The organism is Mycobacterium sp. E802 (assembly GCF_001666875.1).
Taxonomy (GTDB): domain Bacteria; phylum Actinomycetota; class Actinomycetes; order Mycobacteriales; family Mycobacteriaceae; genus Mycobacterium.
Map to the genome: position 1 here is coordinate 1 of NZ_LZJD01000077.1, position 25966 is coordinate 25966.

The window sequence follows — 25966 nt, forward strand, 5'->3', positions numbered from 1 at the left end:
ACCGCCGCGCCAGACCATACGGGTCGTTGTAGGTGGTTGACGCCGTGGCGATCAGCCCCACATTGGTGGTGGCTCCGGACAGCGCTGCCACGAGGGTGACCGGGTCGAGGGCGTCGAACGGGCGAAACTCGGTCTGCCCCTTGAGTACCGGATGGTCGGCGAAGAAGACGGCGTCAAACCGGCCGCGCTCGGCGATGCGGGCCAGCTCGATGTAGTGCCCGATGTCGGTGACGCCCGACAGATCGGTTTCCGGCAGCCGCCAGGCCGCCTCGTGCTGGCCGATGTTGCGCAGGAATGCGCTGAGGTGCAACTGCCTCGCGGGCGCAGCCATGGGGGCGAGCTCCTTTGATCGGTGGATCGGGCCGCGTCCATTTCAAAGGGTGAGCTGCGCTCGCGAGAACAGTTACGATCACCGAAATTCCAGCTAATTCCCTCAGCTGGTCAGGGTGCAGGCGACCGTGCGGCCGGGAATCAGCCCAGGCCGGTCCACTTCTTGAGGACCTTGCCCGGGAAGCCTCCCCACTTCTCGGCCGTCTTGCCGGGGAACGTCGCCCACTTCTCCGCCGTCTTGCCCGGGAAGCCGGTCCACTTCTCCGCCGTCTCACCCGGAAAGTTCGTCCACTTGTCCACGATGGGACTTTCGGGCAGAGCCACATCACCGGTGACGGCGCCCGTGGCGGCGTCGGTGACGGCATCAGTGATCGCCGAGGACACCCGGTCACACGGCGAGCACCCGACGGTGCTGTTGCCCTTCGAATCGGCCGAGGCCGGCGCGGACAGCGCCAGCGCGGCACCGACGGCGCCCGCGGCAAGGGTGGTGGCGATCAAACTCTTCTGGATCATGATGTCCCCAACTGTGTTGTACCGGTGCCGTCTGACGACGAGCCCAGGCACACGCTAGACCGAAACTGGGCTGCCCGCCGACTTCGTCCCACCCCTGGTGGGGTTTGCTGTAGCGGGCGCGGCTCGGTGCCACCCGCCACCGCGCACCTGCGTGCTGAGACAGCCCGTCCGCCGAAGCCGAACAGTGGACAACCACCGGGTGAACAGCTAACCCACCAACTGCTACTGGGCCTGGTAACAGGACGTTCTCAGCCGTCGGGCCGGCGAGCCCGCCGCGGATACCGGCCTACCGATCGACGCTTCCGACGCCTGTTGCCCGAGAGATCCAGACAACGCCGTACGTGCTGGCATGATCTTGATCACTTTTTGCTGGATGTCGACGACCGGCACGCCTAGCCGAAGACCTTCACCACCTCGGCCACCCGACGCAACTGGTCGATGTCGGAGCTGGTCGGGATCAGGTGCACCTCGTCGGTGCCGATGTCCTCGAACTTGCCGAGTACCTCGACCAGTTGCTCTTCGCTACCCGCCCAGCCGGTCATCGGCGCCATCGCATCGACGTACTCGGCCGGAATCCAGTTCATGTACCGACGCAGGTGACGGTGCACCTGGGCACGGGCCGCCTCCGGTTCGCCGAGCGCGAACCAGAACGACGTGGCCAGGTGCGGCTTGGGTTTACCGGCCTCGGCCCAGGCGGTGCGGGCGATGTCGAACAGTTCGGCTTGACGGGTCAGATCCAGATCCAGGGTCGTGCCGGCCACCCCGTCGGCCCACGCGGCCGCGTCGCGCACGGTCTTGGGACCGATCGTGCCGACGTGCAGGGGCGGACCGCCGGCCTGCACCGGTGGCGGCCCGACCGGAAGCACCGATTCGGTGACCTTCTCACCGGCCCACACCCGCTTCATCACCGCCACCCGCTCGGCCATGCCACGGCGCGTCTGGGAGGCCGGATCGGCTCCGACTGCGTGATAGTCCTCGTGGCGGCCGCCGACACCGATGCCGACCGTCAACCGCCCGCCGCTGAGCAGATCGCCGGTGGCCAGGCCTTTTGCCAGCAGCACGGGATCGTGCAGCTGAGGCACGATCACGGTGGTGACCAGCCGCACCCGGTCAGTCCACGCCGCCAGGGCACCCAACAGGGTCAGGCTGTCGGGGTTGTCGAACGCAATGCGTTCACCCCAGCACAGCGACGAGAACGGACCGCCGTCGATGAGGTGCGCCCAGGACCGCAGCGTCGTCGCATCCAACCGAGGTTCCATGACCGGCATCGTCATTCCCACACGCACGCAAAAGATTCTGGCACGTCGAGGTGGCAGCATGAAGCCATGGCCATCACCACATCCTCGGTCGCGCATGTGCGGCTCACGGTCACCGACATCGAGCGGTCCCGGCAGTTCTACGAAAGCGTCTTCGGCTGGCCTGTTCTCATCGAGCTGCCGCACGACGCCGATGCCACCACCCGCAACCGGTTGAGCTTCCTGTTCGGTGGCGTGATCTACGACGCCGGAGGAACCTTGATCGGCCTGCGCCCCGTCGGCCGCGATGACTTCGACGAGAACCGAACCGGGCTGGATCACTTGGCCTTCCGGCTCAAAAGCCTCCAGGAACTCAACGATGCCGCACAGCATCTCGACGATCTGGGTATCGCGCACGAACCCGTCAAGGACATCGGACCCTCCTACATCCTGGAGTTCCGCGACCCGGACAGGATCGCGTTGGAGCTCACCGCACCGAAATAACGTGCGCCAGGAAACACCGGGGGTAAACCCCCGCCTGGTTCTCGGGTAAACGCTGTGTCGCCGGAGCGCGCAACTTCGTAGGTTGAAGGCATGGTCGCAATGAGCGAAACCGCCCTGCCCGCCCCCGCACCGCCGGCGCCGAGGACGCGCCACCTCGGCGTGGTCCCGACCGCGTCGATGATCACCGGTGCCGCGGTGGCGCTGGTGTGGTTCTGGATCCCGTTGTCCATCATGGTCATCGGGGTCTCCTCGATTCCCTCGGTGATCGGATTTCTGCTCGCCGCGGTCGTGTTCGTCTATCTGATGCGCGGCGTCGAGTGGTTCGAGCGCATCCGCAGCGAGGCGGTCTTCGGTCTGGGGATCGGCATCCCCCCGCGCCGCCTGTCGCCGCACGACGGTTTTCAGGGCTGGGCGCATCAGCTGTGGCTCGACATCAGCGGCGCCCGGTTCTGGAAAGGCGTCTGCCACCACTACCTGCGCATGCTTTACGACATGCTGGCCACCGGCGTCGCGTTGGCGTTGCTGGTGTTCGCGTTCGCCGCGCCGGCCACCTCCGTGGCGATCCGCCAGAGCGATGTGGATGCCGGGTTGAGCTTCGTCTCACCGCCGATCGCGTGGCTGCTGGCGCTCGTGGCCATCGTCGCCGCGGCGGCCATCGTGGTGTTCGCCCCGGCCGTGGACGCCGCGATCGACCGATGGCTGTTGGCGCCGTCGCCGACCGCTGCGCTGCAGCACCAGGTGAGCGCACTCGCCGACGCGCGCCAAGGCGCGGTGTCCTCGGCACAGACCGAACGACACCGCATCGAGCGCGATCTTCATGACAGCGTGCAACCGCGGCTGGTTTCCCTGGCGATGACGATCGGGTTGGCGCAGACAAAGCTCGACTCTGATCCACCGGCGGCCAAGGCGCTGATCGCCGAGGCCCATGACGAGGCCAAGAGTGCTCTCGTCGAACTGCGCAACGTGGTACGCGGCATCGCCCCCACCATCCTGTCGGACCGCGGTCTGGACGCCGCGCTGTCGGCGGTCGTGCAGCGGTCCGAAACCTCGGGGGTGCCAACCACATTGCACATCGACCTGCCCCGCCGGTTGCCCGACGAAGTGGAATCGGTGGCGTACTTCGTGGTCGCCGAGGCGTTGACCAACGTCGCCAAACACGCCGCGGCCGCACAGGCGGTGGTCACCGTCCGGTTCGACGAGGCCGCCGACGTGCTGCACGTCTCGGTGTTCGACGACGGTCGGGGCGGCGCGGCCGTCGACACCGGTGACAACGCCACCGGCCTGCGTGGGCTCGATGAACGCGTCCGCGCCGCCGGCGGGACCTTCGAGGTGTCAAGCCCCGCGACGGGCCCGACGATCGTCACGGCGGTGCTGCCATGCGCGTCATAATCGCCGAGGACTCGGCACTGTTGCGGGCCGGCATCGAGCGGATCCTGGCCGACGCCGGGCACGAGGTGGTGGCCGGTGTCCCAGACGCCACCGATCTGCTGCGCCTGGTCAACGAACATCGCCCCGACCTGGCCATCCTCGACGTCCGGATGCCCCCGACCTTCACCGACGAGGGCATCCGCGCCGCGGCCCTGCTGCGCAGCCAGAACCCGGAATCCCCCGTGCTGGTGTTGTCACACTACGTCGAAGAGCGATATGCCGCCGACTTGATCGCCTCGGACACAAAAGGTTTCGGCTACCTCCTGAAAGACCGCGTGGCCGACGTGCCGGCGTTCCTCGACGCCGTGGAGGTGGTCGGCAGCGGGGGCACGGTGCTCGATCCCGAGGTGGTGTCACAGATCTTGGTACGTTCGGCCAAACGCAGCGCCCTGGACCAGCTCACCCCTCGCGAGCGTGAGGTCGTGCAGCTGATGGCCGAGGGCAAGACCAACTCGGCGATCGCCACCGCGCTGCACATCTCGATCGGCTCGGCCGAAAAGCACATCGCCTCGATCTTCACGAAATTCGATCTCGCTCCTGACGAGAGCGAGAACCGCCGCGTGCTGGCGGTGCTGCGCTATCTCGAGACCTAGACCGAACATCCGTACCGGGAAGGACCTTCATCGTGACCACCATCGCCACCCCGCCGCCGGTCAACCCGCCGCCACAGTTGAGTCCCGGTGGGCGCACCGCGTTCCGCGTGACCCTGATCGCCGTAACCGTCCTCTTGGTGGCCGGCACCGTAGCGGCGCTCGGCGTGGCGGCCTGGGGCGTCAGCAACGTCCGTGTCGTCACCGATCACCGCGCCCTGCCCACCACGATGCGATCGCTGGTGATCGACACGGACCGCATCCCGATCGCCATCCGTATCAGCGCGGACCGCGAAACTCGGTCGGCCACTGCGGATTTGCGTCTGGTGAACACCGCCCGCAGCGGCGAGCACCGGCTCCAGACCACCACCGACGGTGACGAGACCCGTATCTCGATCGAAGGCACACCGTCTCCGGTGCTGGAATGGGCCCGCGGCGGTGAGATCACGATTGCTCTGCCACCGGAGCAGGCCAGGCGATTGAGCGTGCACACCGAACAGGAGATCGGTGCGTTGTTCTCGCATGCCGATGTCGACGAGTTGATCGCTCGCACCGACGAAGGCGCGATCATCCTCGACGGCGCGGCCCGCCGTGTCGAGATCCACACGGTGAACGGCGATATCGTCTCGCGCACCCCCGTCGCCGTCACCGAGCAGTTCAGTGCCACCACCTCCGACGGCGACATCGCCGTGGACTTTCGCGAAGCCGCACCCCGGCGGGTCGATGCCGTCAGCCGCAACGGTGACGTGGTGATCGGGCTGCCCGAGCGCGGACCGTATCTGGTGCACGCCCAGTCCGATTCTTCGACACAGGTGCGGGTTTCGGAGACGACGGACCCCGCCACGGCGGTCGCCGAGGTCACCGCACGCTCCAATGACGGCGATGTCGTGGTGGAGCGGGTGAACCCAGCCGAGCGGTGAGCTGCTCAAGGTCCGGGGTCAGCGGTTCGGGGTCAGGGCGGCGATGATCTCGGCCACCGACCCGGTGCGGGCGCTGCGCCAGCCGGTGCCGGCCCAGACGTTGGTGGCCTGCGGATCCCCGGCTGCCACGGAGGCCTTGCGCACCGGGCTGGTGAGGTAATGGATCTCGGGATAGCCCAGCGGGGCCTGCGCGTCGTGCTCGATGACGAAGCGGTTGCGCAACCCACGGGCATAGCGGCCGGAAAAGCTTCGGGTGACCACGGTTTCGGTGAACTCCGGACTCTGCAACGCCGCACGGTGCACCGGGCTGCTGCCCGATTCGTCAGCCAGCAGAAAGGCGGTGCCCAGTTGCGCCGCCGCAGCACCGGCCGCCAGGACACCTGCGACATCGTCGGCGCTGATCAATCCCCCGGCCGCTCCGACCGGCACCTCGACGGCCGCCAGCACCTGGGCCAACAGCTCGTCCAGCGGTTGGCTCGCCGGGGCCGCGGCCGGGTCGAACGTCCCGCGGTGGCCGCCGGCTGCGGGGCCCTGTACGACAAGTGAATCGAGCCCGCGGCTCACCGCCAGGCGAGCCTCGTCCACCGTCGTCACGGTGCCGACCGTGGTGATGCCCGCGCCGCGCAACCGGGCGATCTCCGCCTCGCTCGGCAAACCGAACGTGAATGACACGACCTCGGGACGCAGGTCGAGCACCACGTCGAGTTTGGCGGCCCACCCATCGTCGTCGTAACGGGGTTCGCCGAGCGCCACCCCGTAACGTCGGGCTTCTGCGGCCAAGTCTGCAGCGTAGGCCTCGATCTGCTCGGGTGTCCCCGCACTGGGTTGGGGCGCAAAGAGATTCACCCCCAGCGGCTCGGTGGTCAAACCGCGTGCGGCGGTGATCCGGTCAGCCAGCGTGTCGGCGCTCAGATACCCTGCCGCAACGAATCCGAGGCCACCCGCAGCGCTACCGGCGGCGGCCAGTTCCGGTGTCGAGGGCCCACCGGCCATCGGCGCCACGATCACCGGATGCCGCAGCCCACGAATATCGAATGTGCCCATCACCGCACCGCCTTTCCGAACAACAACACGTCCTGGGGCTCGTCACTCAGATTGGGAAACATCCCGTAGCGCGCCAGCCTTCCCTCCAGTGACAAACCACACCGCCGCAGCACCGCGGCCGAGCCGGCGTTGTCCACATGGCAGTAGGCCGACACCCGGTACACCGTCGGGTCGGCCTGTACCTCGGCCAACATCAACGAAACTGCTTCCGACATCAGGCCACGCCCCCACCACGACCGGGCCAAGCAGTAGCCGACCTCCACCGAGTACGGCTGTAGGCGCCGGAAGGCGCACAGCCCCGCACGTCGCCATCGATCTCGACCAGCCAGGTCAACTCGTCACCGACGTTGAACAATGTGGTGATGACGCGACGTGTTTCGGCCACCCCCGAATGCGGTCGCCAGGACAGATACCGCGTCACCTCGCCGTCGGAGGCGATCTCGGCGTACAGAGCCTCCGCGTCCTCGACGACCGGCGGGCGCAACCGCACCCGTGGGCCGGCCAGAATCTGAGGGCTGGGCATGTCCCCCATCCTGCACCGTTGCCGGTACCGCGCGTCCAGCGGTTTACTGGACCGATATGGCCATCACGTTCAACCACACCATCGTCGCCGCCAAGGATCGGCAGGCCTCCGCCGACTTCTTCACCGAGTTGTTCGGACTGCCGGATGCCCAGGAGTTCGGGCCGTTTCTCGCCGTGACGCTCAATCACGGGGTCAGCCTGGACTACGCCCAGGCGCCGCCAGATGCCGAGATCGCGGTACAGCATTACGCATTCCTGATCTCCGAGGATGAGTTCGACGCGATCTACGGCAAGATCGAACAGCGGGGCATCCAGCACTGGGCCGACCCGCACGGTCAGCACCCCGGCGAGATCAACCACCACGACGGCGGCCGCGGGGTGTACTTCCGCGATCCCTCCGGCCATGCCTTGGAGATCATCACCCGGCCGTACGGGGGCTGACGAGCTCGGCGTCGCGGCGCGATTTTTTGTCGGTGGTCGGTGTGATGATGGCGTCATGTCCTCGGTGACAGCTTCTTCGGACGAGCGGGTCCCGCCCCGTGAGCGTCTCGAGGTGTTGTTCGACGAGTTGTCCCAGCTTTGTGGACAGCGCAATGCCATCGACGGGCGCATCGTGGACATCGTGGCCGAGATCGATCGCGACGAGTTGGGCGGGATCACCGGAGCCCGGTCGATCCCCGCGTTGGTGGCGTGGAAAACCGGTATCTCACCGGCCAACGCCGACACGCTGACCGCGGTGGCCCGCCGCTCATCCGAATTCCCCCGCTGCACCGAGGCGCTGCGCGAAGGTCGGCTGTCGCTGGATCAGGTCGGGGTGCTGGCCAAGGGCGCGGCGGCCGGTTCTGATGAGCATCATCTGGAACTGGCCGAGAACGCCACCGTGAGCCAGCTGCGCACCGCGGTCAAACTCGAACCGCACCCCGAACCGACGCCGAAACCCGAACCGCAGCGGTCGTTCACCCGAACCGAGGGCGAGGACGGCTACACCACCTACAGGATCCGGCTGCCCCGCGTGGAAGCGGCGAAATTCGATGCCGCCCGGGCCGCACACCACGATGCGCTCGTCGCCGACTGGAAACGCAACCACGAGATCGACACCGACACCGGCGAGGTGATCTCGGATTCCGCGCCGCCGTTTCCCAACAATGTCGATGCGTTCATGAGTCTGATCACCGCCGGCTGGGACACCGAGGTGGCCGCCCGCCCGCACGGGCAGCACACCAGCGTCATCGTTCATGCCGATGCCGACAAGCCCTTTGCCTGGCTGCACCTGGGTCCGCTGCTGACCGATGAGGAACGCCAATACCTGCTCTGCGATGCCACCTGTGAGGTGTGGTTGCAACGCCATGGCCAGCCGATCGGTGCCGGCCGCACGACGCGCACCATCAGCCGACGGCTACGCCGCGCCTTGGAGCATCGTGACCGCTGCTGTGTGGTCCCCGGCTGCGGGGCCACCCGCGGCTTACATGCTCACCACATTCAACATTGGGAGAACGGTGGCCCGACCGAACTGTGGAATCTGGTGCTGGTGTGTCCCTACCATCACCGGGCCCATCACCACGGCCTGATCACCATCACCGGCCCCGCCGATCAACTCCGCGTCACCGATGACCGCGGCCGCGAACTGCACTCCCGGTCGCTGGCCCGTCCACCCACCACGCCGGCACCGGCAGTACCGCCGTACCGCGGGCCCACCGGGGAACGGGCCGACTGGTGGTGGTACCAACCCTTCGAACCACCACCACCGACCGCCAACTAACGGTGCCCGCGCTCGTGTTCCTGATCGCGGTACGCATTTGCCAACGTGTCGACGTGACCAGGCAGGGCGCCGGCCGCCACGTCGGCCAGGCTGGTTTCCTCCAACACCGAGCGCATGCTGGCCCGCAGGGCCCGCCAGACATCGGTCAGCGCGGCCGTCGGGCCCGAATACGGCAGGTCGCCCAACCCGATATCGCGCACGCTGGCCAGCGGTCCGTCGATACAACGCAATACGTCGGCAATGCTGATCTCGCCGGCCGGGCGCGCCAGCTCGTAACCACCGTCGCGGCCGCGATGGCTGCGGACCAGTCGATCGGTACGCAATGCCGAGAGGATGTCGACGAGAAACTGCGCCGGGATACCTTGTGCCTTGGCCAGGTCATCGGTTTTGACCAGCTCACCGTCGGCAACCGTGGCGAGCTGAACCATGGCGCGGACGGCATACTCCGCCTTCGCCGACATCCGCATGCCCTCAGATTCTGCCAGCTCGACAATCGCCGGCCCGGACGCGGTTTGATGCCGCCCGGGCACGAGCCCCGACATGAGCCCCGACATGAGCCCCGACATAAGCTCCGACCATGGCGGTCCGGGATTGGTCCAAGGCCAAGTTCACGTTCGTGATTCTGCTGCCCATCGCGGCCCTCATCGCGGCTCCGATGGTCGTGTGGAGCTACCACACCGAGCGTCCCAAGTCCGAGTGCCCCGCCGAATGGTTTCCCTGATCGCGATTACGTCGGCGGGCTCCAGGACTCGATGACCATCGGCCACGATCTGATCGTCGCCTGCCCCGGCGTCGGCGACGAGCCGCCACCGGACATGCCGAAACCACCGGTGTAGGCAGCGATCCGGGAGACCTATCCCGCGGTGACCGCCAGTACCCGGTCGGCCAGTTCGGGACGGCACACGATCAGATCGGGCAGGGTCGGGTCCGCCGAGTTGTAGACCAGCGCAGAGCCGTCGATGCGCGAGGTGTGCAGGCCGGCCGCCCGCGCCACCGCCACGGGTGCGGCCGAATCCCATTCGTACTGACCACCGGCGTGCACGTACACATCGGCCACTCCACGGATCACCGCCGCGACTTTGGCGCCCGCCGAACCCATTTCCACCAGAGTTCCGTCGAGCGCCTCGCGCACCGCCAACGCGACGGCGGGCGGGCGGGTACGCGACACCACGACCCGTGGCGGACCGTCGAAGGGCCGCGGCGCGGCCACCTCGGGGGTGGACAGCGTGGTGTTCTGTGCCGGCAGTGCGACCGCCCCGGCCACGAGTTCCGCGGCCTGCCACAGCGCCACGTGCACGGCCCAATCGTCGCGGCCGAGTTCGGAGAACTCGCGGGTGCCGTCGAGCGGGTCGACGATCCAGACCCGCTCGGCGCTCAACCGGGCCGGGTCCGACCGCTCATCGGCCGTTGCCTCCTCGGACAACACCGAGTCACCAGGAACCAGCCTCGCCAGTTCGGCCATCAGGAACTCGTGGGACTGCTTGTCTCCGGCGGCTTTTCGCTCGGCAGCTGGCGCGTCGGCGAAGTCGGCACGGACATCGAGCAGCAGATCCCCGGCCTTGGTGGCGAGCCGGGCGGCGAGCTCGTGATCGTTCACCCCGGCAATCCCAACAGCTCGATCACCATGTCGGCCAGTTCATCGGTGCTGCGTTCGGGCGTGAGCCGCAGATCCGGGTTCTTCGGTCGCTGGTACGGGCTGTCGATTCCGGTGAAGTGCGTGATCTCACCGGCGCGGGCCTTGGCGTACAGGCCCTTGGGGTCGCGACGTTCGCAGTCTTCCAGCGGGGTATCACAGAACACCTCGAAGAAGTCCAGGCCCGCGTCGGTGGTCACCTGCCGCGCCAGCGCGCGGTGCTCTTCGAGCGGGCTGATCGCCGGCACCAGAACGATCTGCCCGGAATCGGCGAGGATCGCGGCGATGTGGGCGAGCCTGCGCTGGTTCTCGGCCCGGTCGGCCATCGAGAAGCCCAGATCGGCGTTGAGTCCGTGTCGCAGGTTGTCTCCGTCCAGAACGTAAGCGGGGAAACCTTTTTCGATCAGCTTCTGCTCCACCAGCACCGCCACCGAGGACTTGCCCGAGCCGGACAGGCCGGTGAACCACACGGTGCGGCCGCGGCTGAGCCGCTCGCCCGCCGAGACCAGCGACGCGTGGCGCACCGTGTTAGGGCTGGCCGACTCGTTGCGGGTGTCGCGCAACACCATGCCCGCACCCACGGTGCCGTTGGTGTTGGGGTCGATCAGGATGAACGAGCCGGTGGCCGCATTGCGGCTGTACTCGTCGAGCAGCAACGGGCTCTGCGTCCGCAGTGAAATACGGCCCAGCTCATTGAGTTTGAGCGCGCTGGCCGATTTGTCCCGGTGCAGGCTGTTGACGTCCAGCCGGTAATCCAGGCCAGTGACCCTGGCCCGGGTGGTCCGGGTGGTGTGCTTGATCAGGTACTCGCGGCCGGGTTCCAGCGAGGATTCGTCGGCCATCCAGCACACCGTGGCGTCGAACTCCTGGGTGATCCGGGGCTGGTTGTTGGGCCGGGCGATCATGTCGCCGCGCGAGATGTCGATGTCGTCGGACAGGCTGATCGACACAGCCATCGGCGGGAAGGCCTCTTCGACGACGCCGCTGGGGCCGTGGATCTCGGTGATGCGGGTCGGCTTTCCGGCCGGCAGCACGATCACGTCGTCACCGGCGCGCAGCACGCCGCTGGCGACGGTGCCGGCGTAGCTGCGGTGGTCGGCGTGCTCGTGGGTCTGCGGCCGGATTACGTACTGCACCGGAAAACGCACGTCGACCAGGTTGCGGTCACCGGCGATGTAGACGTCTTCGAGATGACTCAGCAGCGACGGCCCCTCGTACCAGGGCGTGACATCGGATTTGGTCACCACGTTGTCGCCGTTGAGAGCCGACAGCGGGATCGTCGTCACGTCGTGCACGTCCAACCGGGCGGCGAATGCGTGGAACTCGTCGCGGATCGCCTCGAAACGTTCCTGGTCCCAGTCGATCAGGTCCATCTTGTTCACGGCCAGCACGATGTGCTGGATGCCGAGCAGCGAGGCCAGGAATGCGTGGCGGCGCGACTGCTCGAGCAGGCCGTGGCGCGCATCGACGAGCACGATGACCAGCTGTGCGGTGGAGGCTCCGGTCACCATGTTGCGGGTGTACTGGATGTGCCCCGGGGTGTCGGCGATGATGAATTTCCGCTTGGCCGTGGCGAAATAGCGGTAGGCCACGTCGATCGTGATGCCCTGTTCCCGCTCGGCGCGCAGGCCGTCGGTGACCAGAGCCAGGTCGGTGTAGTCGTGACCGCGTTCCTTGGAGGTCCGCTCGACGGCGGCCAGCTGATCCTCCATGACGGCCTTGGAGTCGAACAGCAACCGGCCGATCAGCGTGGACTTGCCGTCGTCGACGGAACCCGCCGTGGCAATGCGAAGCAGTGTGCTCATCAGAAATACCCCTCGCGCTTGCGATCTTCCATGCCGGCCTCGGAGATCCGGTCGTCGGCGCGGGTGGCGCCGCGCTCGGTGAGCCGGGACACCGCGGTCTCGGCGATGACCTCGGAAACCGTTGCGGCCGTTGATTCGACGCAGCCGGTGCAGGTCACGTCACCGACGGTGCGGAATCGCACGGTCTTCTCGATCACCGGTTCATCCTTACGGGGCTGCATGTACTTGTGCACCGCCAGCAGCATGCCGTCGCGCTCGAAAACCTTGCGCTGGTGCGCGTAGTAGATGGAGGGCAGCTTGATCTTCTCGGCGCCGATGTAGGACCAGATGTCGAACTCGGTCCAGTTGGAGATCGGGAAGGCCCGGATGTGCTCGCCCTTGTGATGCCGCCCGTTGTACAGGTTCCACAGTTCGGGGCGCTGCGCCTTGGGATCCCACTGACCGAACTCATCGCGGAAGGAGAACACGCGCTCCTTGGCGCGGGCCTTCTCCTCGTCGCGCCGGGCCCCACCGAAGGCGGCGTCGAACTTGTTCTCCCGGATGCCGCGCAGCAGGGTGACGGTCTGGATCGGGTTGCGCGACGGGATGGTCTCCACCACGCGGCCGGCATCGATGTCGTCCTGCACCTTGGCGACGACCAGGCGCGCACCGTAGTGCTCGACGAGCTCGTCGCGAGCCTGGTAGACCTCGTCGAAGTTGTGGCCGGTGTCGACGTGCATGACCGGGAACGGCAGCCGGCCCGGCGCGAACGCCTTGACCGCCAGGTGCAGCATGACGATCGAGTCCTTGCCGCCGGAGAACAGCAGCACCGGCTTCTCGAACTCCGCGGCGACCTCACGGATGATGTGGATGGCCTCGGCCTCCAGCGACCGCAGGTGGCTCAGCTCGTAGTGCCCGGCGCGGCCGGCGTCTGACTTTTGCGCGGTGGTCATCGCTTCCCCATTAAGTTGGTAGGAATGGCCAGAATTGCAAGCATAGTCCGGAATCTATCCGCCCCGGCGACGCGGTGTCAATGCCGAGCCAGCCCGATGTCGAGGCCGGATACTTCAGCCTCGGTGCCCGCTGACGTGGGCCGCCGCCCGATGCGGCAGTCGCACGGTGGCGATCAGGGTCAGCGCCAGCAACGCCCCCAGCACCAGGTACGTCCACGAATATGAGGTGAGCTGGCCGAGCAGCAGTGCCGCCACGGCGACGCCGAGTCCGGCCGCCAATTCCTGAACCGAGGCGTTGAGCGTGTTGGCGTGCGTCAACTCGTCACCGTCGACATCGGAGAACGCCAGGCTGTTGTACGCGGTGAAGCCGATCGATCGCAGCGCGCCGCTGAGATACAGCACAACGGCCATCACCACCACCGGCAGCCCGGGACGCAGAGCGGCCAGCAGGCCGAAACACCCCACCGAGGCCACCCCGTTGACCAACAGAACACCGCGGATGCCGAACCGGCGCATCAGCGGCGTGGTGGCCGGTTTGATGGTCAGATTGCCGGCGAACAGGGCGGCCACCATGACCCCCGCGGCCAGTGGAGTCCAGCCGAACTCCAGCTGGAACTGCAGCGGCAGCAGGAACGGCACCGCGGTGATCACCATGCGGTAGAGCGATCCGGCCAGCACGGTGATTCCCAGGGTGTGCACGCGGAGCACCCGTAGCTGCATCAGCGGCGCCGGCGCGGTGAGCAGTCGCCAGAGCGCCGCGCCGAGCAGGAGTACCGCCGCGGCACCGCACCCGGCGACCAGTGCCCACTGCGTCCCGGAAACCCGGATGTGCTCCAGGGCGATCAGGGCTCCAGCTATCCCCGAGCCGAGTAGCAGCAGCCCCGGCCAGTCCAGCGATCGGGCCTGGGATTGCGGGCCGCCGTGAACGTATTTGAGCGCGAAGGCAATTCCGATCAGGCCGATCGGAATGTTGATCGCGAAGATCCACCGCCAGCTGCCCAGCGTCGCGATCGCCCCGCCCAGCACCGGCGCCAGCACCGGTGCGGTCAAGGCCGGCCAGGTCAGCAGTGCGATCGCCCGCACCAGATCGGACTTGCTGCTGTGGCGCAGCACCGCCAGCCGCCCGACCGGCACCATCATGGCCCCGCCCATCCCCTGCAACACCCGCATGAGCACGAGCATTGGCAGCGATGTGCTCAGCGCGCAGCCGACCGAGGCGACCGTGAACACCACGATCGCGCCGAGAAACACCCGCCGGGTGCCGAACCGGTCGGCCAGCCACCCGGTCGCCGGGATCAGCACCGCAACCGTGACCAGGTACGCCGAGATCGCCACGTTGACGTCGATCGCCGCGACGCCGAACGACGCGGCGATCAGCGGGATGGTCGGCGCGATGATCGTGGCGTCGAGAATCTCCATGAACAGCGCACCGGCGACCACCAGCGCCATACCGCGTGGGAACGGTGGGTTCTCGGCTACCGGAATCGAGCGCATCGGGGGCAATCTAGTTCAGCCCCGCGGCCAGGGTCAGCTGCCGAGCACGACCTCGAGGCGGCGGGCGCAGACATCGGCCAGGTCCATCCCGGGGATGTCGAACCGGCGGTTGAGCCGGACCATCGCGACCGCCAGCAAAAGCGGGGCGGTGACGTCGCCGAACGCGATGTTGCCGATCCGATGCCCCACCGCATGCTCGTAACGGTCGATGGTTTCAGCCCGACTCGGGGTGCCGGGCGCCGACGCGTTGTCGGGCAGCGGGCTGCTGATCCAGTCGGTCATCAACAGCCAGGCGAGGTCGGCGGCCGGGTCGCCGAGGTAGGCGATCTCCCAGTCCAGTGCCGCGGCCGGGGTGAGGTCCGGGCGGTACAGCACGTTCGACATCCGGGCGTCGCCCCAGCACAGCCCGATCCGCTCCGGCGTGTAGTCGTGGGCCTGAAGCCAGTTCAGCGCCTTGGTGAAGACCGGGTGGATCGGCTTGTCGCCGTAGGCCCAGCCGATGGCGTAGCGCAGGAACTCCGTGAGCGCAGCTGGTGTTGGGTCACCGAGGAACCCGAGGCGGTACTGCTGCGGGTCGAGGCGGTGTACCGCCGCAATCATGTCGACGCAGCCGTTCCACAGCCTGGCGCGGCCGGCGTCGTCGGTCTCGGCGAAGATGCCGGCCTGATGGTAGGGCGGCATGTCGCTGACGCCGACGACGTCGTCGATGCGGTCCATCACCAGGTACTGGGTACCCAGCGCCTCGCCGTCCGCGTCGATCCAACGAACACGAGGCACCGGAACCGGTGACGCCGCAAGGCGATCCATCACCAGGTACTGCCGGCGCAGGTCATAGTCCGGCAGGATCTGGAATTCCGGTGGCCGGCGGAACACCAGCCTCAGGCGGCTGCCGTCGTCCAGATCGTGCAGATCGCACAGGAAGGTCTCGGTGGAGAACCCGGCCGGGCTCGGGGTCCAGTTGACCACCGTGGCGCGGGACGCCTCGGGAATCCGTTGCCGGGCAATGGCTTCGAAGGCAGCCGGGAGGTCGTCGGCAGGCGGCCTCACCATCCGGTGTATCCGTATCGCGGATAGGCCCCGACGAACACCATCTCGACCAGGCCGTGTCCGGTTTTATCTCCCATCTTGACCTCGCACAGCGTCTCGGACAGGAAGCTGACCGGGCGGACCACGTCGAGATCGGTGATGTCGGCGGTGAATCCGTCGATGAAATCCGTTCCGCGCCAATGTCCGGAGGCATACCCGTTGACCTCCTCGTAGCCGGCCAGCCCGGGCCAGAAATCGGTGATCGGCGTGACCTCGATGGTGTTGGTGGTCCGGTCGGCGCGGTGCACGGTGAACGTGCCGCCACTGATCACGCGCAGATCGTCGCGGAACGTCAAGTCGTGCTCGACGTCGATGATGCCGTCGGCCACGCGGCCGGTGCGTAGCGGATAGAGGACCTCGCCCTCGAACTGCCAGCGTGCCCCGGTGCTGGTCTCGCGTTGCGCGAAATGCACCAGCTCGTCGTCGAATTCGAAGATCCCCATGTAATAGAGAACGCCGTCGGGAATCTCCGGCGGTTGCAGGTTGGCACCCTCGGGCAGGCTGCCGCCACCGGGTCCGTTGCGGATACCCCAGGAGTGGTCGCGGCCGAACCACCAACGCGAGGAGTCGATGTCGATGCGCTGCCCGTCGATCTCGATCCAGCCCTCCAGATCACCGTTCTGATAGAACCGGCGGGCGTCCTCGTTGACGCGGCCGCGGCTGCGGTGGAATGCCGCGGTCTGTTCGTACGCCGGGAACTGCCCGCGCAGCCGCAGGTCCAGGCTGACACCCTGCTCGTTCGGTTCCAGGACGGCCCGCACGGTGCGCAACGGTTCCTCGATGCGGTAGGTGAACGGCCCGACGCGATAGGTGCCCAGCGCGCCGGATTCCGGATGGAGCTCCGTGGACATCCGCACCACCCGAGCCTTGCCGTCGCCGGTGGTGATCATCGCGTAGGCGTCGGTGACATTGCAGTTGGGATAGCGGGCCAGCCCGGTCATCACGTTGATCTCCCCGGAGCGGTCGAAGCCGTACATCACGATGCGTTCGGTCCATCGCAGATCCGATTGGGAGACATGGTCGAACGTGGTCGGCAGCTGGTGGCACAGCAATTCGTCGTGCGGGGTGAGCATCGGCGATCCTTCCCGTAATTACGTTACGAGTCGTAACGTAACAGGTGTCGCCCGCTAGCGGTAGGTTTTTGTCGTGACCAGTTCCGGCCCCGCACCCGGGCGCCCCCGCGATCCGGCCAAGGACGCCGCCGTGCTGACCGCTGTGCGCGAGTTGCTGGTCGAGGCCGGCTATCAGGGCACCACGGTGCTGGCGGTGGCCCGTCGGGCCGGAGTGGGCGCACCCACCATCTACCGGCGGTGGCCGACCAAGGAAGCGCTGGTGGAAGACGCCGCATTCGGTCACGCGGAGACCATCCCGATCCCCGCCCCCACCGGCGATCTGCGCACCGACCTTCGCGGCTGGGTCGCGATGTTCCTGGACTGGCTGGCCAATCCGGTCACCCGGGCCGCCCTACCCGGCCTGCTGGCCGCCTATCACCTCGACGAGACGAGCTACGAGCGGTTGGTGCTGCGCTCGGAGAACGACGTGCGCGCCCTGATGGTCGACGTGCTCGACGGTGACGGTGCCCGCGCGGACGCGGTGTTCGATTTCCTGGTGGCCAGCACCGTGGTGCGGGCCATGACGCGCGGCCTGGCCGACCGGGAGGCGTTCTGCGATCGCACCGCCGACGCGTTGACCGCCCTGGCCCGCGCCGATTTCTAGAGCGCGACCTCGTTGAGCCTGCCGGTCGCGACGTCGAAGATGAAGCCGCGCAACGATTCATGCCTGGTGACGAACGGGCTGGCCTCGATCCGGCGCAACGACTGACGCACGTCCTCCTCGAGGTCGACGAACGCCTCGGCCGCCCACTGTGGCTTGATCCCGGTGTCGTCCTGGATCTGCTGCTTGAACCCGTCATCGGTGAACGTCAGCATGCCGCAGTCGGTGTGGTGGATCAGGATGATCTCCTTGGTCCCCAGCAGCCGCTGACTGATGGCCAGTGAGCGGATCTCGTCGTCGGTGATGACGCCGCCGGCGTTGCGGATGACGTGTGCCTCACCGTCGCCCAGGCCGAGAATGCGGTACACGTCCAAGCGGGCGTCCATGCAGGCCACCACTGCGACGTGCTTGCTCGGCGGCATCGGCAACGGACCGGTGAAGCTCTTCGCGTAGGCCTCGTTGTTGGCCAGGTACTGATCGGTGACAGACATGAACCGACGCTAGCGAAGCGCAGACGAGAGGGCCAGCAGCAGAATCACGCTGAGTTCAGCGGTGCCCGCAGGTCGTACACCGGGGTGTCACCGACCATCGTCTTGGTGAAGTTTTCCTTCACCCACGCGGTGATCTGGCCGGCGCTGCCGCGGGCCTCGCGGGGTGGTCCGCCGCGTCCGCCTTCGGGCCGGTCCAGGAAGTACCGCACCTGACCGTCGGCGACGTATTGCTGGAACCGCGCCAATGTCGGCGAGTTGTCGCTGCCGGTGAATCCGCCGATCGCCATCAGCGACTCCCCCGTCTTGAGTTCGAGGTCGCTGACCATCATCGAGCCCACACTCGCTGCGGCCCAACGACCGTCGGCACCGGCGATCAGCGCGGCCAGGGCCGGGTCATCGGCTCGGCCGAAGCCAGGCGGCGGCCCACCCGGTCCACCCGGCCCACCCGGTCCACCTGGTCCGCCGAAACCGGAGTCCCGGTTCGGACCCGAAGTGGCCATGGGCCCACCGCCGTGCACCTTCGCCACGGTCTCGATGGTGTAGGCCGCGGTCGCACCGAAGCCGAAGAGCACAGCGGCCAGGGCCACCGCCACGGGCCATTTGCCCGGCCGGTGGACCGCGAGCACCAGTGCCACCGCGGTCAGCACCGCACCGATCAGCACGATCCAGCGCAGCGCGGGCAGCCAGTCCGGGGTCCGGTTCAGCAACACGAACGCCCAGCCACCGGTGGCGGCCAGCATCACCGCCAGGACCAGCCGAGCCGCCAATCCTGTGCGCCGGCGCCACAATTCGGACACCGATATGCCCACCAATGCTGCCACGGCAGGCGCCAGCGCCACGGTGTAATAGGGATGGATGATCCCGTCCATGAAGCTGAACACCGCAGCCGTGACCAGCATCCAACCGCCCCACATCAGCAGGCCGGCCCGCAGACCGGCGGTCCGCGCGCTACGGCGGGTCAACCACAACGCGGCCACCAAACCGATCAGCGCGGCGGGCAACAACCACGACACCTCGGTGCCCATGGACAGTCCGAACATCCGGCCGATGCCCGGATCACCGCCGAACATCAGGTTGGCGCCGCGGCCGGGACCGTGACCGGGTCCACCCGGGCCGGGGCCGGGCCCACCGGGTCCCGGCCCGTTCTGTCCCAGGATGCGTTGTAAGCCGTTGTACCCGAAGGCCAGTTGCAGGAGGCTGTTGTCGGTCGATCCGGCGATGTAGGGCCGGGAGCCGGCCGGCCACAATGCCACCAGTGCGATGTACCAACCCGACGAGACGATCATCGCGGCGGCCCCGATCAGCAAGGTGCCCAACCGTTTCCACACACTGGCCGCGGGCGCGGCGACCAGAAACATCAGGGCCAGCCCCGGCACGATCAGGAAGGCCTGCAGCATCTTGGTCAGGAACCCGAAACCGAGTGCGCAGCCGGCCAACGCCACCCATCCGGTGCTCGCCCGCACCGACACCGCGCCGACGGCGCGCACCATGAAGTAGGCGGCCAGCACGAGCAGCAGCACCAACAGTGCATCGGGATTGTTGTAGCGGAACATCGAGGCCGCCACCGGCGTCAGCGCCAGCGCCGACCCGGCGATCAGGGCGGCCCCGGCTCCGCTGGTGCGCCGCACGGTGGCATAAAGCAGGGCCACCGCACCCACACCCATCAGGGCCTGCGGCAACAGCATGGTGAACTCGTTGAACCCGAACAGCCGTCCCGACAAGCCCATGGCCCACATCGCGGCAGGCGGTTTGTCCACTGTGATGGCGTTGCCGGCATCCAGCGAGCCGAACAGCCAGGCCTTCCAGGACTGGGTGCCGGCCTGGGCGGCCGCGGCGTAGTAACTGTTGGCCCAGCCCGACGAGCCCAGCGCCCACAGGTAGAGCACCGCGGTGCCGGCCAGCAGCGCCCAATAGGACGGCCGGACCCACCGCGCAGTCACGGTGTTCGGGGCGGTTGCGGAGGATTCCGCGGCGTCGGGTGCCGCGTCGACGGTGGTTGTCATATCCCTGTCTTCCCGTTCAGTGCGGTGCCGCGTCGGGTGCGCGCCGGATGGAATACCCATCCCCGCAACAGGACGAAGCGCACCAGCGTGGCCAGTAGGTTTGCCGCCACCAGGACGGCGAGTTCGACACCTCGGTGCGGGACGGGCGCCACGAGATGCAGGAGCCCGAGCGATCCGCTGGTGATGGCCAGCGCAATCGCGAAGACCGTGAGCCCCTCGAGGTGATGCCGGGTGACGTTGCCCGCTCCGGCGATGCCGAAGGTGAACCGCCGATTGGCCGCCGTGTTTCCGACTGCCGTCACCAGCAGGGCGACCAGGTTGGCCGCCTGCGCACCGAGACCGGCCCGAAGTGCGATGAACAGCAACAGGTAGGCCAGCGTGGAGACCACCCCGACCGCCCCGAAACGCACCACCTGGCGCAGCAACGAACTCGGGGCGGCGGACTTACGCGACGATCCGAGCTGGGCGGCGATGGTGTTCACCGGGATCGAGCCGTTGGCGAAGCCGCGCAGCAACCGGCCGATGCCTTTGAGATCGGCGGTCGCGGTGGCGACGATGTCGACCCGGCTGTCCGGATCGTCCACCCAGTCCACCGGCACTTCGTGGATTCGCAGGCCGCTGCGTTCGGCCAGCACCAGCAGTTCGGTGTCGAAAAACCATCCGGTGTCGGCGACGTGAGGTAGCAGCCGCTGCGCGACGTCGGCACGGATTGCCTTGAACCCGCACTGCGCATCCGAAAAGCGGGCCGCCAGAGTCGATTTGAGGATCAGGTTGTAGCACCGTGAGATGAACTCCCGCTTGGCCCCGCGGACCACCCGCGAGCCACGGCCCAACCGGGTCCCGATGGCCAGGTCGGAGTGTCCCGAGATCAGGGGCGCCACGAGCGGGGCCAGTGCGGCCAGATCGGTGGACAGGTCGACGTCCATGTAGGCCAGCACCGGGGCGTCCGAGGTGGACCAGACCGCATGCAGGGCGCGGCCTCGACCCTTCTCCTCCAACCGGACCACCCGCACGTCGTCGAGTTCGTCGGCCAGTTCGGCGGCGATCCGCGGCGTGTCGTCGGTGCTGGCATTGTCGGCGATGGTGATGCGAGCCGGGAGGGCGAAATTCTCTCGGAGGTAGCAGTGCAACCGTCGCACCGAATGTGCCAGTGCGGCTTGCTCGTTGTACACCGGGACGACGACGTCGAGCACGGGCACTCCGGCGGCCCGCGCGAGGGCCGCGGCGTTCGGCCGCGAGGCGAACTGGAACCGCTGCTCGGGCTCTTGGACCAAGGTTGTCATGACTTCATCGTTCTCCGCGGGGTTGTGATCTGAGTGGGGCGAAGCTATGCGCCGGCTATGTCTTCGCCGCACGGTGCGTCAGGTCGTAGATCGTCACGTCGTCGACCGTGACGGGACGGAAGTTGGCCTGCACCCATTCGTCGATCTCGATGGACGAGCGGCTTCCGCTGGGCGTGTGTCCGCCGAATCCGCCTGCCATGATGCGGGATTCGATGAAGAAGTGGATCGCGCCCTCGTCGACGAATCGCTGGAACTCCGCCAGGGTGGGCGCCGGATCGGTGCCGTTGAAGCCGCCGACGGCCATCACCGGTGCGCGGGTGGCCAACTGATAACCCGCGGCGTTCGACGACCCTACGACCGCCGCGGCCCATCGGTATCGGTCGGCCCCGGCCGACAGGACCGCCGTCAGTGACGGCCCGGGTTCGGGTGCGGCGAACATGCCCCCGAAACCGCCGCCGCGAGACGGCCCCACGGACGGGATGGCCCCGCTGTGCGGACTCGCCGCGGTGGCGATCGAATATGCGGCCGGGCCGGCCAAACATGTGGCGATGGCCAACGCCGCCGTCGTCCGCACCATCGGCCGGTTCAACCAATTCACCAGCAGCAGAAGCGCTGCGGCGCCCAGCCCGCCGACCGCGACGACGGCACGCAGCCAGGCGAACTCGTCGTCGGCCCGGGCCAGCAGCACGGCCGCCAGGATCGCAGTCACCGCCACCGCACCCGACATCGCGGTGGCGGCCCGGATGTCGCGGCGCCGGCGCCACAACAGCGTGGCACCGATACCGATCACCGCGCCCACCGCCGGCGCGAGCGCCACGGTGTAATACGGATGCACGATGCCGTTCATGAAGCTGAACACCACTGCGGTGACCACAAGCCAACCGCCCCACAGGATCAGCGCCGCACGGGTGGTATCGGTGCGGGGCGCGCGACGGCTCAGGTAGAGCCCGGCCGCCAGGCAGATCAGCGCAGCGGGCAGCAGCCAGGCGATGTCGGCGCCCATCTGGGCCCCGAACAACCGGCCGGGCCCGACGTCGAAGTTGAGGTTGCCCAGCCCACCCGTCTCCTCCCCGGTGAGCCGGCCCAGACCGTTGTAGCCCAAGGCCAATTCGACGATGCTGTCGTGCTGTGAGCCGCCGACGTAGGGCCGTGCCGAAGACGGCCAGAGTTCCACCAACAGCAGATACCAGCCACCGCTGAGCACCATGGCCACGCTGGCCGTGACGAGATCGAGCACGCGGCGACCCAACCGACGATCCCCGGCGACCATCGTCGCAGCGGCGAACGCCGGTAACACCAGGAATGCCTGCAGCATCTTGGCCAGGAATCCGAAGCCGACGGCCACCCCTGCGGCGACGAACCACCAACGGCTCGCGTCCTTTTCGATTCCCCGCTGCACGCAGTAGGCCGCCACGACGAGCAGCAGCACCAGGAGGGCGTCGGGGTTGTTGAAGCGGAAGATCAACGCCGCCACCGGCGTCAGGGCCAGAACGGTGCCGGCCAGCAATCCGGCCCCGGTGCCGGCGGCCCGGCGCACCGCGGCGTAGAGCACCCCGACCGCCCCGACCCCCATCAGCGCCTGGGGCACCAACACGCTCCAGGGGCTCAGCCCGAACGCGCGCACCGAGAGATCGATGATCCACAGCGCTGCGGGCGTCTTGTCCACGGTGATGGCGTTTCCGGCGTCACTGGACCCGAAGAGCATCGCGGTCCAGTTCTGCGCTCCGGCCTGCGCGGCGGCCGAGTAGAACGCATTCGCCCAGCCACTGCTCGACAGGTTCCACAGGTAGAGCACCGCGGTGCCGGCCAACAGGACACCGAGGGCGAAGCGTCGGGCGATCGGGGTCCAGTTGCGGGGCTTCGGCTGATCGGGTGCCGCGTCCTGCACGTCGGCAGCGGGATCGTCGGCAACAAGGGTCACATTCTCATGGTTGCGGCGCGCGCTAGGTGCCCGATTTGTCCGTCCTGTGCGAGACCTGTGAGCAGGTCTGGGGCAATCGCACCGTGAACTCGGTTGATCCCGGGACACTGTGCACCGCGATGGTGCCGCCGTGCGCCTTGACCACCGCGGCCACGATCGCCAGCCCCAGCCCGGTGCTGCCCTCACGGCGGGACCGGGAAGAGTCACCGCGGGCAAACCGCTCGAACACGTCGGGCACCAGCGACGCCGGTATGCCGGGACCGTCGTCGGCGACGGTGAGCAATACCGCATCCGCGTCGGTGTCGGGGTCAGACCTCAGCGACACGGTCACCGAGGTACCCGCCGGGGTGTGGGTGCGTGCGTTGGCCAGCAGGTTCGCCAGCACCTGATGCAGTCGGGCCTCATCGCCGTCGACCACCACCGGATCGTCGGGGAGGTCCAGTGCCCACTGGTGGTCGGGACCGGCGATGTGGGCGTCACTGACCGAGTCGACCACCAGGCGGGACAGATCGACGCTGTCGCGCTCGAGCGGCCGGCCGGCGTCGAGGCGGGCCAGCAGCAACATGTCCTCGACGAGTTGGGTCATCCGTGCTGTCTCGGACTCGACCCGGTTCATCGCGTGGGCCACATCCGCGGGCAGGTCATCCCGCTTGCGTTGGGCCAGTTCGGTATAGCCGCGGATCGCCGCGAGCGGTGTCCGCAATTCGTGGCTGGCGTCGGCGACGAACTGCCGCACCCGCGTCTCGCTGGCGTGCCGAGCCGACAGCGCACTGGCGATCCGGTCGAGCATCCGGTTCAACGACGTGCCGAGCTGGCCCACCTCGGTGTGAGCACTGGCCTCATCGACCGGCACGATCGGCGTCGGCAACTTCACCTCGCCGCGGTCCAGCTCGAGATCGGCCACCTCGCGGGCCGCCGCCGAAACCCGCGACAGCGGGGCGAGTTGGCGCCGGATGACCAGGATGCCGCCGGTGGTCGCGGCGATCAGCGCGATCGCCGCGAGCACACAGAACATGCCGAGCACCCACAGCAGGGTGTCGTCGACGACGGCCGTCGGCAGGCCGGTGACGATGGTCGCCACGTTGCTGTGCCGCGGATGCAGGCCGATCAACCGGTAGCGCCCCAGCCCGTCGAGGTCCACGGTTTCGGGAACCCGGGTCGCCGGGATCGCCGCGAGCTGTTCGGCCGCGGCCGCGCTGATCTCGACCCGCTCACCTTCGGTGGTGATCACCCCGGCGTCCACCGGCCGGTGCGGTGACACCACGGCCCCGACCGTGCGCGCGGCCTGCCCCGGCGCATTGAGAAATCCCGGACCCGGCCCCTCCTCGGGGTCGAACGGAACCCGGTGATGACGGCGCATCCCCGGCGGTGGCGGAGTTCCCGGCGGCGGGGGCGGGAGTTCGAAGATCGCCGCCGAACGCCGGCCCGCCTCGATCAGTTGATCGTCGAGCTGGTTCATCAAAAACCGTTGCAGCGCAAACTCTGTGGCCACTCCGATGCTGGCGCACACCACGGCCAGCAACAGCACCTGGGTGACCACCAGCCGAGCCCGCAGCGACCAGGTGCGCGGAGACCACCACCGGGTGGCGCTCGTCGGCGCGGCCGTCACCTCAGCGGGCGGGCCGGAGGACATACCCCGCACCACGCAGTGTGTGGATCATCGGGTCGCGTCCGCTGTCGATCTTCTTGCGCAGATACGAGACATAGAGTTCGACGATGTTGGACCGGCCACCGAAGTCGTAGCTCCACACCCGGTCCAGAATCTGCGCCTTGCTCAGCACCCGTTTGGCGTTGCGCATCATGAAGCGCAGCAGCTCGAACTCGGTGGCCGTCAGGGTGATCGGATCACCGCCGCGGGTCACCTCGTGGCTGTCCTCGTCGAGCACCAGATCACCGACGACGATCTTGGCGCCGCCGTCCTCACTGGTGACCCCGGTGCGACGCAGCAGCGCCCGCAACCGCAACACCACTTCCTCCAGGCTGAACGGTTTGGTGACGTAGTCGTCACCGCCTGCGGTCAGCCCCGCGATGCGGTCCTCGACCGAATCCTTGGCGGTGAGCAGCAACAACGGCAGGCCCGGGATCTGTTCGCGCAGTTTGCGCAGCACGTCGAGCCCACTCATGTCCGGCAGCATCACGTCGAGGACGACCACGTCGGGCGGGTTTTCCTTGGCCGCGGCCAGCGCGCCGGCGCCGTCGCCGGCCGTGGCGATGTCCCAGCCCTCGTAGCGCAGGGCCATCGACACGAGTTCGGCCAGCACCGGCTCGTCGTCGACCACGAGGACCTGGATCGGATTGCCGTCGGCGCGACGCATCACGGCGCGCCCGGAGTCGGAATCGGTGCCATTGGTCCCGTTGGTCGCCCCATTGGTCACAGTGCTCACCGGTCCATTATCTGACCCGTCGATAGGTCAAGCCTGTGCCGTTTCTATGCGCCGGCTGTGAAGAAACGCGATCTGCGGCCCCATATGCGGGACAGAGCCACTACACAGTCGACTCACAGGCACCATCTGCACCGTTGGAGACATGAGCATGCGTCACACCGTCGCCGCGGTCGGGATCGCCACGGCAATCGCCGGGCTCGGCGGCGCCGCCGTCTACGCCGCGACCGATGCGGTCGGTTCCGGGCACCATGGCGGGCCGCCGGGGATGGGCGGGCCACCGCCGGGCATGCCCGGGCCGGGCGCGCATGGTCTGGGCACCGACGGTTGTGCCCGGATTCGGGGTTGACGACGGCGTCTCGTGGGGGCCGCTCGCGCG

26 protein-coding genes and 1 pseudogene are annotated in these 25966 nt (G+C 67.9%); 9 read left to right on the top strand and 18 right to left on the bottom strand.

Annotated elements, in window-relative coordinates; all coding sequences use genetic code 11:
- The 3 genes from A5699_RS11185 to A5699_RS11195 form a co-directional block, all read right to left on the bottom strand.
- The coding region (locus A5699_RS11185) for an LLM class flavin-dependent oxidoreductase (RefSeq protein ID WP_157561198.1) at window positions 1-331 on the bottom strand (331 nt) is incomplete at its 3' end.
- Between the two features lie 140 nt (window positions 332-471).
- The gene (locus A5699_RS11190) at window positions 472-843 is read right to left on the bottom strand and encodes a hypothetical protein (protein ID WP_067769174.1); all 372 of its coding nucleotides are present in this window, start codon (window positions 841-843) and stop codon (window positions 472-474) included.
- Window positions 844-1235: 392 nt separating this feature from the next.
- The gene (locus tag A5699_RS11195; protein WP_067769176.1) at window positions 1236-2117 is read right to left on the bottom strand and encodes an LLM class flavin-dependent oxidoreductase; all 882 of its coding nucleotides are present in this window, start codon (window positions 2115-2117) and stop codon (window positions 1236-1238) included.
- A 51-nt stretch (window positions 2118-2168) separates the two neighbouring features.
- On the opposite strand from A5699_RS11195, the gene A5699_RS11200 reads away from it, so the two are divergent.
- The 4 genes from A5699_RS11200 to A5699_RS11215 all read left to right on the top strand — a co-directional run bounded on the left by A5699_RS11200 (window position 2169) and on the right by A5699_RS11215 (window position 5520).
- The gene (locus A5699_RS11200) at window positions 2169-2582 is read left to right on the top strand and encodes a VOC family protein (RefSeq protein ID WP_067769178.1); all 414 of its coding nucleotides are present in this window, start codon (window positions 2169-2171) and stop codon (window positions 2580-2582) included.
- Window positions 2583-2672: 90 nt separating this feature from the next.
- Window positions 2673-3971, top strand: a complete 1299-nt coding sequence (locus A5699_RS11205; protein WP_067769180.1) for a sensor histidine kinase — start codon at window positions 2673-2675, stop codon at window positions 3969-3971.
- A complete protein-coding gene (locus A5699_RS11210) occupies window positions 3959-4603 on the top strand; it encodes a response regulator transcription factor (protein ID WP_067769182.1) in 645 nt (214 codons plus the stop codon). The genes A5699_RS11205 and A5699_RS11210 overlap by 13 nt, the downstream gene beginning before the upstream one ends.
- Before the next feature lie 32 nt (window positions 4604-4635).
- Complete coding sequence (locus tag A5699_RS11215) at window positions 4636-5520, top strand: DUF4097 family beta strand repeat-containing protein (RefSeq protein ID WP_067769184.1); 885 nt, start codon at window positions 4636-4638, stop codon at window positions 5518-5520.
- An 18-nt stretch (window positions 5521-5538) separates the two neighbouring features.
- Here the strand turns inward: A5699_RS11215 and A5699_RS11220 are convergent, their stop codons facing one another.
- Both A5699_RS11220 and A5699_RS11225 read right to left on the bottom strand, forming a co-directional pair.
- Window positions 5539-6564 carry a nitronate monooxygenase gene (locus A5699_RS11220; RefSeq protein WP_067769186.1) on the bottom strand — a complete coding sequence of 342 codons (1026 nt, stop codon included), beginning with the start codon at window positions 6562-6564 and terminating at the stop codon, window positions 5539-5541.
- A pseudogene (locus A5699_RS11225) lies at window positions 6564-7096 on the bottom strand (GNAT family N-acetyltransferase). Before A5699_RS11225 ends, A5699_RS11220 begins: the two are co-directional and overlap by 1 nt.
- A 47-nt stretch (window positions 7097-7143) precedes the next feature.
- Here A5699_RS11225 and A5699_RS11230 point away from each other — a divergent pair.
- Complete coding sequence (locus tag A5699_RS11230; RefSeq protein WP_067769188.1) at window positions 7144-7527, top strand: VOC family protein; 384 nt, start codon at window positions 7144-7146, stop codon at window positions 7525-7527.
- A 55-nt stretch (window positions 7528-7582) separates the two neighbouring features.
- On the top strand, window positions 7583-8845 hold the full coding sequence (locus A5699_RS11235; RefSeq protein WP_067769190.1) for an HNH endonuclease signature motif containing protein: 1263 nt from the start codon (window positions 7583-7585) through the stop codon (window positions 8843-8845).
- Here A5699_RS11235 and A5699_RS11240 read toward each other — a convergent pair.
- The gene (locus A5699_RS11240; protein WP_067769253.1) at window positions 8842-9312 is read right to left on the bottom strand and encodes an RrF2 family transcriptional regulator; all 471 of its coding nucleotides are present in this window, start codon (window positions 9310-9312) and stop codon (window positions 8842-8844) included. The two genes, A5699_RS11235 and A5699_RS11240, sit on opposite strands and share 4 nt — an antisense overlap.
- A 110-nt stretch (window positions 9313-9422) precedes the next feature.
- On the opposite strand from A5699_RS11240, the gene A5699_RS29080 reads away from it, so the two are divergent.
- Entirely contained in the window at window positions 9423-9566 is a 144-nt protein-coding gene (locus tag A5699_RS29080) for a hypothetical protein (protein WP_157561201.1), read from the top strand.
- Window positions 9567-9698: 132 nt separating this feature from the next.
- Here A5699_RS29080 and A5699_RS11245 read toward each other — a convergent pair whose 3' ends face one another.
- The 6 genes from A5699_RS11245 to A5699_RS11270 form a co-directional block, all read right to left on the bottom strand.
- Window positions 9699-10442 (bottom strand): 3'(2'),5'-bisphosphate nucleotidase CysQ, encoded by a 744-nt coding sequence (locus tag A5699_RS11245; RefSeq protein WP_067769192.1) that lies wholly within the window; start codon window positions 10440-10442, stop codon window positions 9699-9701.
- Window positions 10439-12283 carry a sulfate adenylyltransferase subunit CysN gene (gene cysN, locus A5699_RS11250; protein WP_067769194.1) on the bottom strand — a complete coding sequence of 615 codons (1845 nt, stop codon included), beginning with the start codon at window positions 12281-12283 and terminating at the stop codon, window positions 10439-10441. Before cysN ends, A5699_RS11245 begins: the two co-directional genes overlap by 4 nt.
- Window positions 12283-13215 carry a sulfate adenylyltransferase subunit CysD gene (cysD, locus tag A5699_RS11255; RefSeq protein ID WP_067769196.1) on the bottom strand — a complete coding sequence of 311 codons (933 nt, stop codon included), beginning with the start codon at window positions 13213-13215 and terminating at the stop codon, window positions 12283-12285. Before cysD ends, cysN begins: the two co-directional genes overlap by 1 nt.
- A 114-nt stretch (window positions 13216-13329) precedes the next feature.
- Complete coding sequence (locus A5699_RS11260) at window positions 13330-14664, bottom strand: MFS transporter (protein WP_067769198.1); 1335 nt, start codon at window positions 14662-14664, stop codon at window positions 13330-13332.
- Between the two features lie 78 nt (window positions 14665-14742).
- Window positions 14743-15759 carry a phosphotransferase family protein gene (locus A5699_RS11265; protein ID WP_067769200.1) on the bottom strand — a complete coding sequence of 339 codons (1017 nt, stop codon included), beginning with the start codon at window positions 15757-15759 and terminating at the stop codon, window positions 14743-14745.
- Window positions 15753-16868, bottom strand: a complete 1116-nt coding sequence (locus A5699_RS11270) for a hypothetical protein (protein ID WP_067769202.1) — start codon at window positions 16866-16868, stop codon at window positions 15753-15755. The genes A5699_RS11265 and A5699_RS11270 overlap by 7 nt, the downstream gene beginning before the upstream one ends.
- A gap of 73 nt (window positions 16869-16941) precedes the next feature.
- On the opposite strand from A5699_RS11270, the gene A5699_RS11275 reads away from it, so the two are divergent.
- Window positions 16942-17511, top strand: coding sequence for a TetR/AcrR family transcriptional regulator (locus tag A5699_RS11275; protein ID WP_067769205.1), 570 nt, complete (start codon window positions 16942-16944; stop codon window positions 17509-17511).
- On the opposite strand, the gene A5699_RS11280 is transcribed toward A5699_RS11275, so the two are convergent.
- The 6 genes from A5699_RS11280 to A5699_RS11305 are packed head-to-tail and all read right to left on the bottom strand — an operon-like array spanning window position 17508 to window position 25521.
- Window positions 17508-17999, bottom strand: a complete 492-nt coding sequence (locus A5699_RS11280) for a carbonic anhydrase (RefSeq protein WP_067769207.1) — start codon at window positions 17997-17999, stop codon at window positions 17508-17510. The two genes, A5699_RS11275 and A5699_RS11280, sit on opposite strands and share 4 nt — an antisense overlap.
- A gap of 44 nt (window positions 18000-18043) precedes the next feature.
- A complete protein-coding gene (locus tag A5699_RS11285) occupies window positions 18044-20002 on the bottom strand; it encodes a glycosyltransferase family 39 protein (protein WP_067769209.1) in 1959 nt (652 codons plus the stop codon).
- Entirely contained in the window at window positions 19999-21285 is a 1287-nt protein-coding gene (locus A5699_RS11290; RefSeq protein WP_067769211.1) for a bifunctional glycosyltransferase family 2/GtrA family protein, read from the bottom strand. Before A5699_RS11290 ends, A5699_RS11285 begins: the two co-directional genes overlap by 4 nt.
- Before the next feature lie 55 nt (window positions 21286-21340).
- Window positions 21341-23206, bottom strand: coding sequence for a glycosyltransferase family 39 protein (locus A5699_RS11295; RefSeq protein ID WP_067769213.1), 1866 nt, complete (start codon window positions 23204-23206; stop codon window positions 21341-21343).
- Window positions 23207-23228: 22 nt separating this feature from the next.
- Entirely contained in the window at window positions 23229-24839 is a 1611-nt protein-coding gene (locus A5699_RS11300) for a cell wall metabolism sensor histidine kinase WalK (protein ID WP_067769259.1), read from the bottom strand.
- A complete protein-coding gene (locus A5699_RS11305) occupies window positions 24817-25521 on the bottom strand; it encodes a response regulator transcription factor (protein ID WP_067769256.1) in 705 nt (234 codons plus the stop codon). The genes A5699_RS11300 and A5699_RS11305 overlap by 23 nt, the downstream gene beginning before the upstream one ends.
- Before the next feature lie 211 nt (window positions 25522-25732).
- Here A5699_RS11305 and A5699_RS11310 point away from each other — a divergent pair, with 211 nt between their 5' ends.
- A complete protein-coding gene (locus A5699_RS11310; protein WP_067769215.1) occupies window positions 25733-25936 on the top strand; it encodes a hypothetical protein in 204 nt (67 codons plus the stop codon).
- Window positions 25937-25966: the final 30 nt, after the last annotated feature.

Coding starts and splice junctions, on each gene's coding strand:
- A5699_RS11190 (WP_067769174.1), bottom strand. CDS start 843: ATGATCCAGAAGAGTTTGATCGCCACCACCCTTGCCGCGGGCGCCGTC.
- A5699_RS11195 (WP_067769176.1), bottom strand. CDS start 2,117: ATGACGATGCCGGTCATGGAACCTCGGTTGGATGCGACGACGCTGCGG.
- A5699_RS11200 (WP_067769178.1), top strand. CDS start 2,169: ATGGCCATCACCACATCCTCGGTCGCGCATGTGCGGCTCACGGTCACC.
- A5699_RS11205 (WP_067769180.1), top strand. CDS start 2,673: ATGGTCGCAATGAGCGAAACCGCCCTGCCCGCCCCCGCACCGCCGGCG.
- A5699_RS11210 (WP_067769182.1), top strand. CDS start 3,959: ATGCGCGTCATAATCGCCGAGGACTCGGCACTGTTGCGGGCCGGCATC.
- A5699_RS11220 (WP_067769186.1), bottom strand. CDS start 6,564: ATGGGCACATTCGATATTCGTGGGCTGCGGCATCCGGTGATCGTGGCG.
- A5699_RS11230 (WP_067769188.1), top strand. CDS start 7,144: ATGGCCATCACGTTCAACCACACCATCGTCGCCGCCAAGGATCGGCAG.
- A5699_RS11235 (WP_067769190.1), top strand. CDS start 7,583: ATGTCCTCGGTGACAGCTTCTTCGGACGAGCGGGTCCCGCCCCGTGAG.
- A5699_RS11240 (WP_067769253.1), bottom strand. CDS start 9,312: ATGCGGATGTCGGCGAAGGCGGAGTATGCCGTCCGCGCCATGGTTCAG.
- A5699_RS29080 (WP_157561201.1), top strand. CDS start 9,423: ATGGCGGTCCGGGATTGGTCCAAGGCCAAGTTCACGTTCGTGATTCTG.
- cysN (WP_067769194.1), bottom strand. CDS start 12,283: ATGAGCACACTGCTTCGCATTGCCACGGCGGGTTCCGTCGACGACGGC.
- cysD (WP_067769196.1), bottom strand. CDS start 13,215: ATGACCACCGCGCAAAAGTCAGACGCCGGCCGCGCCGGGCACTACGAG.
- A5699_RS11260 (WP_067769198.1), bottom strand. CDS start 14,664: ATGGCGCTGGTGGTCGCCGGTGCGCTGTTCATGGAGATTCTCGACGCC.
- A5699_RS11265 (WP_067769200.1), bottom strand. CDS start 15,759: ATGGTGAGGCCGCCTGCCGACGACCTCCCGGCTGCCTTCGAAGCCATT.
- A5699_RS11270 (WP_067769202.1), bottom strand. CDS start 16,868: ATGCTCACCCCGCACGACGAATTGCTGTGCCACCAGCTGCCGACCACG.
- A5699_RS11280 (WP_067769207.1), bottom strand. CDS start 17,999: ATGTCTGTCACCGATCAGTACCTGGCCAACAACGAGGCCTACGCGAAG.
- A5699_RS11285 (WP_067769209.1), bottom strand. CDS start 20,002: ATGACAACCACCGTCGACGCGGCACCCGACGCCGCGGAATCCTCCGCA.
- A5699_RS11290 (WP_067769211.1), bottom strand. CDS start 21,285: ATGACAACCTTGGTCCAAGAGCCCGAGCAGCGGTTCCAGTTCGCCTCG.
- A5699_RS11300 (WP_067769259.1), bottom strand. CDS start 24,839: ATGTCCTCCGGCCCGCCCGCTGAGGTGACGGCCGCGCCGACGAGCGCC.
- A5699_RS11305 (WP_067769256.1), bottom strand. CDS start 25,521: ATGCGTCGCGCCGACGGCAATCCGATCCAGGTCCTCGTGGTCGACGAC.
- A5699_RS11310 (WP_067769215.1), top strand. CDS start 25,733: ATGAGCATGCGTCACACCGTCGCCGCGGTCGGGATCGCCACGGCAATC.